The sequence below is a fragment of the Sheuella amnicola genome, from assembly GCF_010499255.1.
Taxonomy (GTDB): domain Bacteria; phylum Pseudomonadota; class Gammaproteobacteria; order Burkholderiales; family Burkholderiaceae_B; genus Zwartia; species Zwartia amnicola.
Map to the genome: position 1 here is coordinate 143,248 of NZ_JAAGRN010000007.1, position 15,771 is coordinate 159,018.

The following is a 15,771-nucleotide window of genomic DNA, read 5'->3' on the forward strand; positions in this document are numbered from 1 at the left end:
GGTTTCAAGATGTCAGGAACATGACATCACGTTCCGATGGTTGCAGGTGCTGACCTCCGTCGACATATAGCGTGGTGCCAGTGATGGCGTGGGCAGTGGCTAGGTATAGCACTGCCGCGCTGATGTCGTTCGGGGTGGATGAGCGCCCTAGAGGCGTCATTTTATGCGATTGTGCGAAGCTGTCTGGTGATTGATCGCCGGAAATCAAGGTAATGCCCGGGGCAAGCCCGACAACACGCACGTGCGGCGCAAGCGCTTGGGCCAATAAAGTGGTCGCTTCGTGCAAGGCTGCTTTGGATAGGGTGTAGGATAAAAAGTCGGGATTCGGGTTTGCCAGCTTTTGGTCCAGTAAATTGATGACTACGGCGGGATGCGAACCAGATGGACTGCGGGCGTTTCGAAGCCGTGCCTGGTGCAGGTCGCGTGCAAGCGCGATCGGGGCTGCCGTATTGATGCGCATGTGCCGTTCCAGTTGGCCATACGAGAAATCGTTCGCAGTATCGTAGTCGAATAGCGAGGCATTATTGACGATGCAGTCCGGTATGCCCAAAGCTTTTTCACATCGGGTGATCAGGCCATTCACTTGATCTTCAAAGCCAAGGTCGGCTTGAATTTCAACCGCGCTGCGACCCATCCGACGGATGAGTTCGGTTGTTTCCCTGGCCTGCTCAAGGGATTGACCATAATGCACGATGATGTCCCAGCCGGCTTGAGCCAGTTCCAGTGCGATATGTCGCCCCAGACGTTTTCCCGCTCCGGTGACAAGTGCAATTTTTCGAGACTCAGTCATATTAGTTTCGCGCAATGCGGTCGCATGCCTTGTAGTTTTGCTTGATGCACTGTCGAGCCATTTTTTGAGCTAATGCGATATCTTTCTTGGACATTTTGTCGGCCAATAGCTGAGTAGCCTGAATAGCTACAGGTTCATCCATTCCGCCCGCGATTTCAAGCCACATATAACCAAGTACAACATCCTGTCTAATCCCATAACCATTGGCTAGCATGGTACCCAATTGAAGCTGTGCTTGAGAGTCGCCTTGCGCGGATGCCTGCTTAAACCAGATAAAGGCCTGCTGCGGATTGACCGGTTCGCCCTGTCCCTTGAGTGCCTGCATGCCAAGTTGGTATTGAGCGTTCGAGCTACCATTGACCGCTGCACGCCTGAACCATTTCAGTGCTTCAACATGCGATTGCTGCACGCCCATTCCGCGAGCGTACAACATGCCGATGTGAAACTGTGCGCTATCGTTGTCTTGAGCGGCGGCAAGTTCATACCAGGATAAAGCCTGTTTGTAGTCCACATCAACGCCTTGGCCATTTTCATACATGACACCTAGTGCATTCTGGGCTTGCGAGTCTCCGTCCTGGCCAAGGCTTTTTAAAATGCCGATCGCGTTTTTATACTCGCCCGCATCATAATAGGCGAGGCCTTCGGCCACAGTGCCGGACTGCAAGGCGCATCCGGAAATCGTCAGTGAAAGCGCCACGGTGACCACGGCACAGAAAAATCTATTGTTCATGCTCAATCCAGAAGTGGGCTGCGCATTTTGGCAAAACCACTTGCCTGATCATACGCATGACCCATTTGTAACACCGACCAGTCCGCTTGCGGCGGACCAATCAACTGAATGCCTGCAGGCAGGCCGTTCGGACCGAATCCGGCCGGTGCCGCCAAAGTTGGAAGACCGAGCATCGTCACGGGGACAACCGACTCCATCCAGCGATGGTAAGTATCCATTTTTTTACCGGCTATCTCAGCAGGCCAATGCAATTCGGCTGTGAAAGGAAAGACTTGCGTTGCCGGCATCACAAAATAATCGAATCGCTCGAATAGAAGACGTAACGTTTGATGCCAGGCGGATCGTACTTTGGATGCATTAAATACATCCAGGCCCGATAGTTTGAGACCGCGCTCGATCTCCCACACGGCTTCAGGCTTCAGAAGCGCGCGCTTTTCGGGATTGTCGTAAAGCGCGAAATTTGTGCCTGAAAAGGTAAAGCTGCGCAGGTTCAACCAGGCCTGGAACAGTTTTTCGAAATCGAATTGTGGCGTGATTTCTTCAACAGAACAGCCCACTTGTTTAAAGTAATCGAGGGATTTTCTAGTGACCTCCAGCAGGCCGTCTTCCATCGGTAAATGCCCGCCCAGATCGCCCAGCCATCCGATGCGCTTGCCGCTTAGATCAGTTTCTAGCGGCTGCAGAAACTGTTTTGGATCATCCTGACGACGAGTCAGAGGAAGTCTGGGATCAAATCCAGCCTGAACCGAAAGTAACATGGCCAAATCCGGAATGTTGCGAGCCATCGGCCCGACTACGCTGAACTGTTGCATGAACACTTCTTCGCCCGGACCGCTTGGCACGCAGCCAACTGATGTTCTGAAACCGAATACGTTGTTGAACGCGGCAGGCGTGCGCAAAGAGCCCATCATGTCCGAACCGTCAGCTACGGGCAGCATATTGAGCGCCACGGCGACACCGGCTCCACCGCTGCTGCCACCGGCCGATTTGGCTTGATTGAACGCATTGCGGGTGATGCCATAGATCGGATTGAAGGTATGCCCACCTAGGCCAAACTCGGGTGAATTGGTTCGACCGATAAAGACAGCGCCTGCGCAGCGCAATCGGCCGTTGCCGGCGGAGTCGGTTGTCGTGATTTGTCCCTTAAAAATGGGAGAGCCGTTAGTCGTCACCATTCCGGCGACAGGCGAGATATCCTTAGGCGCTTGCGGAAAACCATGCAGTGGCCCCATGCTTTGGTTTCTATCGAGTTGAGCGTCGCGTTCGGCGGCAAGTTTGCGGACTTCATCCCGATCAGTCATGGCTACGATCGCGTTAACTTTCGGGTTGATCCGGTCTATTTGCGTGAGGAAAGCGTCAGTAACCTCCACGCAGGATACTTTTCTTTCGTGAATCGCGCGAGATAGCGCGCAGGCATCCATCGATACGATCTCGTTTGCACCGGAGACGGAAGAGGAGTGAACTGATGCGGACATGAGACAACCAGCCTTTAAAAGTCGAAATTTCTATGCATGACAGCATAAAGCAATAGAATCGTCAGTGCCACCGACCACTTGGTCCACTTGTCGAAAAGTAAGGAATGTTAAGAATGTTTTCGCTTCAGGGAAAAACTGCGTTGATAACCGGTAGTGCCAGGGGGCTTGGGTTGGAAATAGCCTACGGACTGGCTTCTCAAGGGGCTAAAGTCGTTTTGAACGGTCGTCGCGACGAGGCGTTGGATGCCGCGCTTGCCCACTTGGAGAGTCGTGGAGTTCAAGCACAATGCTGGCGATATGACGTGTCCGAGGAATCGGGCTTGACCGATGCATTCAAGTCCCTGATCGATCGGATCGGTCCGGTCGATATCCTCGTCAATAATGTGGGCAAACGAGATCGCCGGGGTCTGTTCGACTTTTCACATGAAGATATCCTCGACATACTCAATACCAACTTGATCGGTCCGTTCATGTTGTGTCGCCTCGTTGCCGGGCATTTGATTGATGCCGGCAAGCCCGGACGTTTAATCAACATCACGTCAATTGCAGGATCGATTTCAAACTCGGGCGATGCGGCTTATACGGCTTCAAAGGGGGGATTGGCTGCGTTGACTCGAGCAATGGCCGCCGATCTTGGCAAGCATCGCATTACGGTAAACGGTGTTGCTCCCGGTTTTTTTGCCACTGAAACCAATGCCAAAGTAGTCGCCGATCAATCTGTTGCACAAATGCTCGAAAAGCGCACATCTCTCGGACGCTGGGGCGAGCCCAGTGAAATCGCCGGCGCAGTGGCATTTCTCGCCTCCGACGCAGCATCCTATGTCACGGGGGAAATTATCCACGTCGATGGCGGGTACATGTCACATTTTTGATTGTGGGCGTTGGCTGGCCTGATTGGCGGCCCAGAATGTCAGCGCAAGCAATAGTGAGGACCAGAGGATAGCCTCGTACACTGTTTGATAGTCCTGGCTAATGGCCCAAAGCCAGGCTGCAATGACCGGTCCCATTGCCCTGGCGATCGTGACCGGAATCGTCAACAGGCCATTGAGTGCACCGTAAGCATGCTGGCTAAGCATTTCAGGGACAACCTGACTACGTACGATCGTAAAGATGCCGTTGGTGATTCCGTATAGGCCAAAAATACCGGCAAGAAACCACACATTTTGCGAGTCGGTCATCAGCATTGCAAACGGAATGGGAAACAATCCGACCAGTATGGATCCCATGGCCCGCATCGATACGCTGGTCGCAAACATGCTGATTAAAACGCGTCCAAGTACTTGAGCCGGGCCGATGACGGCAATGACTTGAACGACTTCGACAGTAGAAATGCCTTTTTCCTGCAGCATGGGATACATGTGGAAAGTAAAGGTCGACATCATGCACGCATAGATGGTGAGCGCAATCATCAGCAGCCAGAAGGTAGGACCGCGCAAAGCTTGATGGACTATGCTTTTATCACGCGCCTTGTTTTCGGCACGTGCGGTTGAATGTGTGGCATGGATCACATCAAGTTCCGGACGAATAAAGTACAGAAAACCTACGGCGCATGCCAAATAGACGCCGGCCAACACCCAGAGCGATTCTCGCCATCCCCAGTGGTTGAGCAAAAACTGTTCGATCGGAATGAAAACTGTGCTGGCAAAACCGCCCCATAGCGTGATTGATGTGATTCCCTTTCGGGAATTCAGCGGCCCGACTCGACGCGCCAGTACCGCAAAGGCAGGTTCGTACAGAATGGCTGATTGCAGCGCGCCCAGGGCGGATGCGACCAGATAGAAGAGGGTCAGATCGTGAATGAAAGACCACGCAACCATCAACGCAGCCGTGCCAAGAGATGCCAGCATCATGACTTGGCGGCCGTATCCCCGATCGATTGCGAGGCCGACAGGATAGGTGAGGCATGCCGACAAAAGTAAGCCTGCCGTGAGTGCGCCGTACAAGTCGGATTTTGACCAACCAAGTTCATTCTGCATCACCACTGCGATCAGCGGAAACGCATAATAGAATGCCCCCCAAGTGCAAATCTGGCTGATGCCCAGAAAATGCGTAAGCGCTTTCGGGCTCGCTTCTGCAGGTGGGATGGATTGATTCACCTTTTAACCTAATCTGATGAGTCCATCGACGGCAATGACCTTGTCTTTCTGAACAAAAAGAGGGTTGATTTCCGCTTCCTGGATATCCACTTCGGAAATTGCGGCCAATTTCGAGAAAGCGACTACAGTTTGGGCAAGCGCATTGATGTCGCCGGTGGGTAAGCCTCTGAAACCTTTTATGAGTGCCGTGATGCGAACCTCGTCGATCATCGCGCGTGCCTGTTCGATGGTGACCGGAGCAAGCCTGATGGCGAAGTCGGGTGAAATCTCGGCTGTTATGCCTCCCGCACCCAAAATGATGGTCGGGCCTACCAAGGCATCGTTGCGGTATCCGAGAATCAACTCCAGTAATCTACCTTCCATTTGCTGTACAAGCAGTCCATCAAGCTGCGCATTGGGGGCGTACTTGCGAACATTTTCGCGTATCTCAGATACGGCTTGTCCGAACTCCTGATCATCCTTGATTCCGACTCGTACGCCGCCGGCTTCGGTCTTGTGTGGAATGTCGCGTGAAGAAATCTTGACCACGACAGGGTAGGGAACCTGATGGGATGTCTGGTCGACTGGGATTACTTGCGATTTGGCGGTCGTTAAACCAAGTGCGGTAAAGGCACGACTCGCTTCATATTCCGTTAATAATCCGTGCTTGGGTAAATCCGATGGCCATGAGATTGTTGCGATTTCAGGAGGCGCGGGATCACGGTTTCTGAAAAATACCGATAACGCATCCGCGCATGATTCAGGCGTGCGAAATGCGGCAATACCTGCCTTCTGAAGCAAGCCCAGTGATGCAGTCGCTTCCGGAGCCAGGAAAACAGCCAAAGGTTTGTTGTCGGATTTCACAGATTCGACCAGAGGCTTAACAGCTAGCTCGGGATGAAACTGGGCTGAAGACCCCACCACGCTTAGGACAGCATCGCACCAATCGGTTTGCAGTAGTTGCTCGAGCAGGTCTTTGTACTGCGCGCTCGTTGCCGCAAGCGTCAAGTCGATAATGGCGGTTTCCCGAATCTTGATATCCCTGCTTGCCATATGGTCGATAAAAGCCGGCGGTGGCGCCACCGCGACCATGCCCATCAGTCCGAGGTTGTCGACAACAGTTGCTGCGGCTCCTCCGGTGGTGGTGATGACTGCCACGCGTGCGGGCTTAGGATGGGAGCCGGCTTTGCCGAGATATTTCTGGGCAAGCGGGGCCAGTTCAAACAGCGTTTCGAGATTGCGCACTCGCATCACGCCATGTGCCTGCAAAAAGGCATCGACTGCTACATCGTTACCTGCCAAGGCTCCGGTATGAGATTGTGCCAGCGAGTCGCCTTGTTCTGAGCGTCCGATTTTGTACGCAATCACGGGTTTGTTGTGCGCACGGGCCCGCTCGAGCGCCGCCGCCATCACCGCAGCGTTGCGAATAGTTTCGAGAAACAGCAGAATCGTTTTGGTGTCCGGATCGTCGACTAGCGCATTGATGATGTCGCCGACCGTAACGTCGCTTTCATTGCCGACAGAAACTGATTTGGCGAAACCGAATCCGCGAGCCGCCGCACGCGCCAACAGTGAGCCCATCATCGAGCCGCTTTGAGACACCAGGCTGAGCTCGCCGGCAATCAGTGACTCAGCTTCGAATGCGGCATTGACCGAAAGGATCATGCCGCTATGTAAATCCGCCAGGCCAATACTATTCGGTCCGATGACGCGCATGCCAAGTTCGCGTGCGCGTGCAATCAGCGCGTTCTGTACGACCATGCCTTCAGGGCCTGTTTCGCCGAATCCGTCGGAATATATGGTCACGACTTTTGCGCCCGCTTTGGCGATCGGTTCAAGCATCGGCAAAACCAGATCACTTGCGACCATGACGAAGGCCTGATCGATCGGACCCGGCAGGTCGGCCAGATCGGCATAGGCCTGCTCGCCCATGATTTCACTTTGCGAGCGATTGATTGGGTAGATCTTTCCTGTAAAGCCGTGTTTGCGCATGAAACGCATCGGTCTGGCCGTATTTTTCTTTAGGTTGCCCGAGGCGCCAACAAGCGCGATCGCACGGGGTGAAAACAAGGCTTGAGCGAATTCTTTGTCTGTCATGCTGCGTTTCTGCTAATGGAGCTTTTTAAATTGATTACTAAGGATAATAGGAAACAGGATTCCGTTGTGTCCAGTCATCTTCGGCAAAAATGGCTTAAGATGGACAAATAAATATAAATAAACAGCCATGTTAATGGCCTCATCCAAAGGGAGACAATCATCATGTTCAAACTATCGGCAATTTCTGCCTTGATCGCGGCTGCAGCAATCGGAGTCGCGCCAGTACACGCCCAGGACAAGATTTCCGGAGGCGTTGTCAAGATCGGTGTGTTGACAGACATGTCGGGTGCATACTCGGGCAACGTCGGGCCGGGTTCGGTGCTCGCGACCAAATTGGCGATCGAGGACTTTGGCGGCAAAGTTTTGGGTAAACCGATTGAAATGGTGAGTGCGGATCACCTGAACAAGGCAGATGTAGGCGCTTCGAGAGCGCGCGAATGGCTTGATCGCGATGGCGTGGATGTAGTGAGCGAGCTGGGTAATAGTGCTGTTGCTCTGGCTGTGATGAACATCGCAGCGGAAAAGAAGAAAATGACTTTGGTTACGGGTGCGGGCGCAAGTCGCATTACCGGCGAGGATTGCAAGCCCGGCAACGTGATGTGGGTCTATGACACTTATGCCCTAGCTAAGGTCGGAACCTTGCCTTTAGTACAAGCAGGTGCCAAAAAATGGTATTTCGTCACTGCCGATTATGCCTTCGGCCATTCGCTTGAAGGCGATGGCATGCGCTTTGTGAAGGAAGGTGGCGGAACGGTCGCAGGATCTTCGCGTTATCCTTTTCCCGGAAATGACTTTTCTTCCTTCCTGATTTCAGCGCAGTCTAGCGGCGCCGATGCAGTGGCTTTCGCCAGTGCGGGTGCGGATTTGCAAAATGAGATCAAGCAGGCAAATGAATTCGGCCTGGGCAAAAAGCAAAAGCTTGTCGCTATGTTGATGAGCATCACCGATGTCCATGGTGTTGGGTTGCAGGCAGCACAAGGCATGAATTTTGCGGAAACCTTTTACTGGGATATGGATGATGAAACCCGCAAGTTCGCACAACGGTTCCATAAAGAGCTGGGCAAAATGCCTACCGCGTTACAGGCCGGCCAATACTCTGCGGTTCTGAATTATCTGCGTGCAGTCGAAAAGTCGAAAAGTGACCATGTTGATGATGTCATCGCGACTCTGCGCGAGATGCCCATTCGCGATGCGTTTGCACGTAACGCGAAGCTGCGTCCGGATGGCAAGCTGATTCATGATACCTATCTGGTTTCGGTAAAGAGCCCCCAGGAATCCAAAGGTCCCTGGGATTACTACAAAATCGTCAAAACCGTTCCCGGCGATCAGGCTTTCAACCCGTTGTCTGAAAGCAAATGTCCTTTGGTGGCAAAGAAATAATTACGCCCGGGATATCGCTATGCATGATGATATTTTGTTGACGCGACTGTCTCGCTTAGTGAATCAGAACGAGCGTCTGGTTTGGCGGGGCCGTCACGTCGACACAACTTTTCTGTTTCAAACCGGCGACGATCAGTTTTTGATCGTCATCCATGAAGGTCGTATCACTTCCGTAAGAAAGGGTCCCTTTGTGCAGGCCAATTGGCAATTTGCGATGCGTGCGTCCAGCGATGCATGGTCCGCTTTTTGGCAGGCGATGCCTGCGCCGGGGTTTCACGACCTGATGGCGATGGTCAAGTTCAAGTATCTGAAGATGGAAGGCGACCTTTATCCCATCATGTCTCATTTGCTTTATTTCAAGGATGTGCTGGCATCCGTGCGTCAGGCGGAAACATCAAAGTGAATTCAGTCAATCACCCGGCAAAAGTGCGCGTGGAGCCGATTACAGGGCGGTATCTGCATCTGGACATTCAAGGAAAAGCGCATCGTGTTTATGTGGAGGAGTCAGGATCCGGTGTGCCATTGTTGTGTTTGCACACTGCGGGTTCGGATACAAGACAGTATCGAGCGATTCAAAATGATCCGCAGATTCTTGACCGTTTCAGGGTAATCGCATTTGACTTGCCTTGGCATGGCAAGTCATCGCCACCGATTGGTTGGCAGGACGCAAGCTACAAATTATCTTCCAAGGATTATGCCGAGGCGATTTTGGCCGTTGCTGATGCGTTGGAACTGGATCAACCTATCGTAATGGGTTGTTCGATCGGGGGCAGAATCGTCCTGCATCTGGCGCTGGAGCATCCGGAAAGGTTTGGGGCGGCAATCGGCTTGCAGTCTGGTGCACATGTCGACCCCTACTACGATCTGGAGTGGTTGCATCGTTCGGATGTGCATGGTGGCGAGGTCTGTGCCGGCATAGTGTCCGGACTCATCGGTCCGGCAAGTCCGTCAGGCCATCGTTGGGAAACACTTTGGCACTATATGCAAGGTGGTCCGGGTGTTTTCAAGGGTGACCTGTTTTTTTACACCGAGGATGGCGATATTCGGGACCGGGTAAAAAAAATCGACACCAAAAAATGTCCCCTTTGGCTACTGACAGGGGAGTACGACTATTCCTGCACGCCTCAAGATACGGAGTTTCTGGGCAATACGATCGAGGGGGCCCGATGGCAGATCATGCGCGGCATGGGGCATTTCCCGATGAGCGAAGATCCTGAAACCTTTAAAACTTATCTTCTTCCAGTGCTTGAGCAAGCAATGCTTGCTCGGTCAAAGGCGGCTTGAACATCGGACGGCTCCCAAGTTTGTGCGGAACACCCTACAATCGCACTAGCTTTGTCATCTTACTTGTTCATGAATAAATTACTTTGCCGCCTGTGGGGGTTTGCCCTGCAACCCCGGGCGATCCCCTGGGTTGTGCTTGGCTCCGGCTTTTGGCTGGGGTTTCTTGCTTGGGTGCGTCAATTACATCTTCCTGATGAGGGGCGCTATGTAGGTGTCGCTTACGACATGCTGCGCTCCGACAGTTTTTGGGTCCCGCTGTTGAACGGGATGCCTTATTTTCATAAACCACCGCTTTTCTACTGGCTAAATGAAATAGCCTTCATGGTATTCGGTGTGCATGAATGGTCTGCGCGCCTGCCGTCGGTTCTTGCCGCCTGGTTCAGTGCATTGGCCCTCTATTTTTTCATGCGCAAACATCGAGGAGTCGAGCAAGCCACGCTGGCGCTTGTGGTTCTGGTCACCATGCCCTATTTCTATGGGGGTGCCCAATACGCGAATCTGGATATGCTGGTTGCCGGCATGATCAGCCTGACCGTAATTGCGGGCGCAGAGGCCGTGCTTCGCTCTCTGGCCGGCGAACCTTATCGAATGATGTCGCTTGGTGCCGCAGCATGCGCGGCTTTGGCTGTGCTTTCAAAGGGCTTGATCGGACTTGTTCTGCCTGGTGGCGTGCTGTTTTTCTGGCTTGTGCTGACCGGCCGATGGCGCAAACTGGGCGTGTTGTTGTGGCCAGCAGCCATTTTGATGTTTCTGGTCGTTGCCGTGCCATGGTTCTGGTACATGCAGCACAAATTCCCCGACTTCTTCGACTATTACTTCGTTCATCAACAGTTTGAGCGTTTTGTTGGCCAGTCCTTCAATAATCCTCAGCCGATTTGGTTTTACGCGCCGGTTCTGTTGGGGATGACATTGCCTTGGTCTTTTGTTTTGCCTTGGTTGTTCAAGCCGGACTTCTGGAAAAAAGACGGAAGTGAATTGAAATTTCTGATGTTGATCTGGATTTTGATTATCACGGTCTTCTTTTCCATTCCTGCATCGAAGTTGATCGGCTACACCTTGCCGGCCCTTGCGCCGATGGCTGCGCTGATAGCTGAAGTGTTGTACCGAGGGATTCATGGCGCGAAAGGCTCGACGACCATGCGCCTGATCGGTGGTTTTGTGGTTGCCTCAGTCATAGTGTGCCTGATTTCAATCGGCATTTTCCGCTTTATCCAGTCTGACAGCGCTCAAGAGACCGGGCAGAGGATCTCTGCCGAATTCAAGCCTGAAGATACGATGGTTTATCTGATGAATTACCCCTTCGACCTGGCTTTTTATGCGGACTCTAAAAAGCCGGCGTGGGTAGTTGAAAATTGGCCCGGACTGACGAAACGGGATAATTGGCGCAACGAACTCGCGGATGCAGCACAGTTCGATCCGGTGACGGGTAAGCAGACGTTGATTAATATTGACGGATTGCTGCCCGGTATGTGCAAGACGGACAATCAGGTCTTCTGGATACGAGGAGATCACCAAATGCCGATTTACTGGGATATCCTGAAAGAACGCGAACCCTTTTTTGTGCAGCAAAATCAAGGTACGACCTGGAAAATCGTGACGGATGCGAAATTCAAGTCCAAATTTTGCCCGGCCGGTTAAATGGTTACATCTAAAAATCAATGACGTGTGTAGGTGACAAATGAGTAAACGAATTAAAACTCCAGAGACGTTGCGTAGCGCACGCTGGTTTGCTCCCGATGATCTTCGTGCGTTCGGACACCGTTCGCGCGCGATGCAGATGGGCTATGCCCCTGAAGACTGGGCCGGCAAGCCGGTTGTCGGGATTATCAATACGTGGTCCGATATCAATCCCTGTCACACTCACTTCAAGCAGCGCGTTGAAGACGTCAAGCGTGGCGTTCTACAGGCTGGCGGGTTTCCGATCGAGTTGCCTGCCCAGTCGGTCGCGGAGGTTTTCGTCAAGCCGACAACAATGCTTTATCGCAACATGCTTGCCATGGATGTGGAAGAACTGTTGCGTTGCCATCCCATAGATGGGGTGGTGTTGCTTGGAGGTTGCGACAAGTCCACTCCCGCTCTATTGATGGGTGCGACAAGTGTTGGCCTACCCGCCATTTATGTTCCGGCGGGTCCCATGCTGCGCGGTAACTGGCATGGCAAAGTGCTGGGATCCGGATCGGATACATGGAAGTATTGGGATGATCGGCGCGCAGGGTTGATCAATAAAAAAGACTGGATCGAAATCGAAGGCGGCATCGCGCGTAGCCATGGCACTTGCATGACCATGGGGACGGCCAGCACCATGACTGCGATTGCCGAAGCTTTGGGCATGACTTTACCTGGCGCTTCATCGATCCCCGCCCCGGATTCGAATCATGTGCGCATGAGTGCCGAATCCGGACGTCGCATTGTCGACATGATCTGGGAGGATCTCACCCCAGCAAAGATCCAGACGCATGCGGCATTTGAAAACGCGATTGCAGTGGCCATGGCGATGGGATGTTCGACTAATGCGATCATTCACGTGATTGCTCAGGCAAAACGCGCAGGTGTCGATATTGGATTAGATGATTTTGATCGATTCAGCCGCATCGTTCCGGTGATTGCGAACGTGCGTCCGAGCGGCGACACGTATTTGATGGAAGACTTCTTCTACGCCGGGGGGTTGCCGGGCTTGATGAACCGGATTCGCCAGCATTTGCATCTGGACACCTTGACCGTCACCGGCAAGACGCTTGGCCAAAATATTGAAGGCGCAGGTGTTTATAACGATGATGTGATCCGTACGGTGGATAACCCGATTTATGCTGAAGGTGCCTTGGCCGTGCTCAAAGGCAACCTTGCGCCGGATGGTTGTGTGATCAAGCCGAGTGCTTGTCCGCCTCATTTGCATAAGCACACTGGACCGGCCATCGTGTTCGATGATTATCCATCCATGAAGGCTGTTATCGACAATGATGATTTGGATGTGACCCCTGATCATGTCATGGTGTTGCGCAACGCCGGCCCTCAGGGCGGACCCGGCATGCCGGAATGGGGCATGTTGCCGATGCCTAAAAAACTGGTCAAGCAAGGGGTGCGGGATATGTTGCGTCTTTCCGATTCGCGCATGAGCGGAACGAGCTATGGTGCCTGCGTGCTTCACATCGCACCCGAATCCTATATCGGTGGGCCCTTGGCCTTGGTGAAAACCGGGGACATGATTACGGTGGATGTACCGGCACGAAGCATCCGGCTTGAAATCTCGGATGAAGAGATGGCGCGTCGCAAAGCCGCATGGACACCGCCTGCACCGAAGTATGAGCGTGGGTATGGCTGGATGTTTTCAAAACATATCCAGCAGGCTAACGAGGGGTGCGATTTTGACTTTTTACGCACCGACTTTGGTGCTCCGGTGCCGGAGCCTGATATCTACTGACGAAAAAAGGGCGGCAAATGCCGCCCTTTAAATCGGTGGGGTGACTGATGGGGCTCGAACCCACGACAACCGGAATCACAATCCGGGGCTCTACCAGCTGAGCTACAGCCACCGCAGGACTGCAAGTTTAGCATGTTTGGAAAAAAATTGATTCGGGACCATGACTGAAGCGAAAGAACTGTTTTTGATCTACTGGCCGCACATACTTTTTGTGCTTTCGGGGCTACTAAGTGCTGTTGCTGCGGTGCATGCCGCCATGACCAAGCAAGATGTCCGGGCAGCGATTGGCTGGGTTGGCGTGGTGCTGTTTTCACCCTTTCTCGGGCCGTTTTTGTATGCGGTGGCAGGGATCAACAGGATCCGAAAAGAGCGTGTATCCCAACTGCGCTCAAGCAATATGTATCCCGAAGAGGTGATCGACCGCGTGCTCGCTCACGATGTTGTCGATGTTTCCGGTCCCCAGTTCGCTGCGCTCAGGCAGCTTGGCGATCGTGTTACTGATTTCCGATTGCTTGGATTTAATCGGATTAAATTGCTCAATGGTGGTGATGAAACTTACCCGGCCATGCTGGAAGCGATCGAATCGGCTCAAAAATCGATCGCCTTGCAAAGCTACATTTTTGATCATGATCCGATAGGCGAGAAAATTGCCGGGGCATTGATCGATGCAGTCAAGCGTGGTGTACAAGTCAGGGTTTTGATCGATGCGGTTGGATCCAAATATTCCCATCCGCCTATTGTTCGAATGCTGGAAAAGGGGGGGGTGAGAACAGCATTGTTCATGCGCCCGGTTATTGGCCTCAGGCTTGTTTATGCCAATTTGCGTAGCCATCGTAAATTATTGGTCATCGATGGCATGCATGGATTTACCGGAGGCATGAATATTCGTGCGGGGTTCATGACGGCCATTGCCAAAGAGCACGTTACGCATGACACTCATTTCCAGGTTGGTGGTCCGATTATTCATCAGTTGATGGTTAATTTTGCGCACGATTGGCATTTCACAACGCAAGAGAAAATCACCGGCGATGCCTGGTTTTCCAATGTGTTGGCCAATGAGCTTGAGCCCGGCGTTCCGATTCGATGCGTGCCTTCGGGTCCGGACAGCACGATTGGCAATACGCACAAAATGCTCATGGGTGCTTTGTCCGTCGCGCAAACCCACGTCAGAATCCAGTCGCCGTATTTTTTGCCTGATCAGCCTTTGATTGCCGCACTAGCGACTGCTGCACGTCGTGGTGTGATTGTCGATATCGTGATCCCTGGCGCAAATAATCTCAAGCTCGTCAGCGCGGCGATGTCTGCCCAGTTCGATCAGTTGCTGCAAACCGGTTGTCGAATCTGGCGATCTTCCGGCACGTTTGATCATTCGAAATTATTTACGGTCGATGGCAGTTGGTCCTATGTCGGATCGTCGAATCTTGATCCGCGAAGCCTGAGATTGAATTTCGAGCTGGATATCGAGGTTTATGATCGACAACTGGCGCAACAGTTGGATGCGCGCATCGATGCTGCGATTTCCACGTCAACACTCGTTACGCTGGACGCAGAGCGTCGTCAGCCTTTCCTGATCAGATTGCGCAATAGGGTAGTCTGGCTAGCCTCGCCATACTTGTGATTCGCTCGCCGGATTAGGTTTTGCGTGTTGCCGTCGCAGCGCAACCCGCTGCGGCAATGATGATGCAAAGGATCGCCACCCATTGCATCCTCTCCAGATGCTCTTGCAAAAGAACAGCCGCCGTTAACGCACCAATGGCGGGCTCCATGGATAACATCATGCCGAATGTTTTAGCCGAAAGTCCCTTCAGCGCATTCATTTCGAGTGAGTAAGGCAAAGCGCTCGACAGAATACCCACCCCAAGTCCTGCAACAAGGTAAACAGGATCGATCAGCTTGACACCTGCTTCCGCGATCCCGAATGGCAAAACACATAGTGCGGCCATCACCAGTCCCAACGATGTCGACTGTCCTGATGGCAAACCACCCAGACGTTTGCCGAACAAAATATAAAGCACCCAGAACATCCCCCCGGCCAATGCGTATATCACGCCTAGTGGATCGAGCTCACTTCCGAGGTCAGTGATTGGTAGTAGAAGGGACAGGCCAAACAAAGCGAAAAAAATCCAGAGAAAATCGATCGCTTTGCGGGAAAGCACGATCGATAGCGTCAACGGTCCGGCTAATTCGAGTGCAATCGAAATGCCCAGCGGCAGTGTTCGCAATGACATATAGAAAACCAGGTTCATCAAGCCCAGCGATGCTGCATAGAGGAATATTCTGAAGGCGGCATTGGCGTCCAAGGCCCATCTCCAGGGCCGTTGCCAGATCACCAGAATCAGAGCGCCCAATACAAGTCGATAGGTTGTTGTCCCGGCCGCCCCGACTTCAGGAAAGAGCGACTTTGCGAATGATGTTCCGACACAGAGGGACAGGATGGCTGCAAGTAGGGATAAAACCGGAAGCAGAACAGTGCGTGGAGAATGCGAGTTCGAAAGAGACATACATCACATTAGAGCATAGAG

Annotated in this window: 13 protein-coding genes and 1 tRNA gene; 7 read left to right on the forward strand and 7 right to left on the reverse strand. The window is 52.8% G+C overall.

Annotation, left to right across the window (positions count from 1 at the left end):
• Positions 1-4: 4 nt before the first annotated feature.
• From G3I67_RS11470 to G3I67_RS11480, 3 genes are read right to left on the reverse strand one after another with little or no spacing between them, the layout of a single operon-like run.
• Complete coding sequence (locus G3I67_RS11470) at positions 5-790, reverse strand: SDR family oxidoreductase (protein ID WP_163655460.1); 786 nt, start codon at positions 788-790, stop codon at positions 5-7.
• A 1-nt stretch (position 791) separates the two neighbouring features.
• On the reverse strand, positions 792-1,520 hold the full coding sequence (locus G3I67_RS11475; RefSeq protein ID WP_163655462.1) for a tetratricopeptide repeat protein: 729 nt from the start codon (positions 1,518-1,520) through the stop codon (positions 792-794).
• 2 nt (positions 1,521-1,522) lie between these two features.
• Positions 1,523-2,995: an amidase gene (locus G3I67_RS11480; protein WP_163655464.1), complete on the reverse strand. Its 1,473-nt coding sequence runs from the start codon at positions 2,993-2,995 to the stop codon at positions 1,523-1,525.
• Between the two features lie 113 nt (positions 2,996-3,108).
• Between G3I67_RS11480 and G3I67_RS11485 the strand changes: the two genes are divergently transcribed.
• Positions 3,109-3,867, forward strand: a complete 759-nt coding sequence (locus G3I67_RS11485; RefSeq protein ID WP_163655466.1) for an SDR family oxidoreductase — start codon at positions 3,109-3,111, stop codon at positions 3,865-3,867.
• Here G3I67_RS11485 and G3I67_RS11490 read toward each other — a convergent pair.
• A complete protein-coding gene (locus tag G3I67_RS11490; protein WP_311197098.1) occupies positions 3,856-5,091 on the reverse strand; it encodes an MFS transporter in 1,236 nt (411 codons plus the stop codon). The two genes, G3I67_RS11485 and G3I67_RS11490, sit on opposite strands and share 12 nt — an antisense overlap.
• 3 nt (positions 5,092-5,094) lie before the next feature.
• Positions 5,095-7,167: an acetate--CoA ligase family protein gene (locus G3I67_RS11495; protein WP_163655468.1), complete on the reverse strand. Its 2,073-nt coding sequence runs from the start codon at positions 7,165-7,167 to the stop codon at positions 5,095-5,097.
• A 162-nt stretch (positions 7,168-7,329) separates the two neighbouring features.
• Between G3I67_RS11495 and G3I67_RS11500 the strand changes: the two genes are divergently transcribed.
• From G3I67_RS11500 to araD, 5 genes are all read left to right on the forward strand, one after another.
• A complete protein-coding gene (locus G3I67_RS11500; RefSeq protein WP_163655470.1) occupies positions 7,330-8,547 on the forward strand; it encodes an ABC transporter substrate-binding protein in 1,218 nt (405 codons plus the stop codon).
• Positions 8,548-8,566: 19 nt separating this feature from the next.
• Complete coding sequence (locus tag G3I67_RS11505) at positions 8,567-8,950, forward strand: hypothetical protein (protein ID WP_163655472.1); 384 nt, start codon at positions 8,567-8,569, stop codon at positions 8,948-8,950.
• The gene (locus G3I67_RS11510) at positions 8,947-9,831 is read left to right on the forward strand and encodes an alpha/beta fold hydrolase (RefSeq protein WP_311197099.1); all 885 of its coding nucleotides are present in this window, start codon (positions 8,947-8,949) and stop codon (positions 9,829-9,831) included. The genes G3I67_RS11505 and G3I67_RS11510 overlap by 4 nt, the downstream gene beginning before the upstream one ends.
• A 69-nt stretch (positions 9,832-9,900) precedes the next feature.
• Positions 9,901-11,469, forward strand: a complete 1,569-nt coding sequence (locus G3I67_RS11515) for an ArnT family glycosyltransferase (protein ID WP_163655474.1) — start codon at positions 9,901-9,903, stop codon at positions 11,467-11,469.
• Between the two features lie 40 nt (positions 11,470-11,509).
• Positions 11,510-13,249 carry an L-arabinonate dehydratase gene (gene araD / locus G3I67_RS11520; RefSeq protein WP_163655476.1) on the forward strand — a complete coding sequence of 580 codons (1,740 nt, stop codon included), beginning with the start codon at positions 11,510-11,512 and terminating at the stop codon, positions 13,247-13,249.
• Between the two features lie 36 nt (positions 13,250-13,285).
• On the opposite strand, the gene G3I67_RS11525 is transcribed toward araD, so the two are convergent.
• Positions 13,286-13,361 (reverse strand) — tRNA-His (locus G3I67_RS11525).
• Positions 13,362-13,409: 48 nt separating this feature from the next.
• On the opposite strand from G3I67_RS11525, the gene G3I67_RS11530 reads away from it, so the two are divergent.
• Positions 13,410-14,867 (forward strand): phospholipase D-like domain-containing protein, encoded by a 1,458-nt coding sequence (locus G3I67_RS11530; protein WP_163655477.1) that lies wholly within the window; start codon positions 13,410-13,412, stop codon positions 14,865-14,867.
• A gap of 13 nt (positions 14,868-14,880) precedes the next feature.
• On the opposite strand, the gene G3I67_RS11535 is transcribed toward G3I67_RS11530, so the two are convergent.
• Positions 14,881-15,750, reverse strand: coding sequence for an EamA family transporter (locus G3I67_RS11535; RefSeq protein WP_163655479.1), 870 nt, complete (start codon positions 15,748-15,750; stop codon positions 14,881-14,883).
• Positions 15,751-15,771 lie beyond the last annotated feature (21 nt).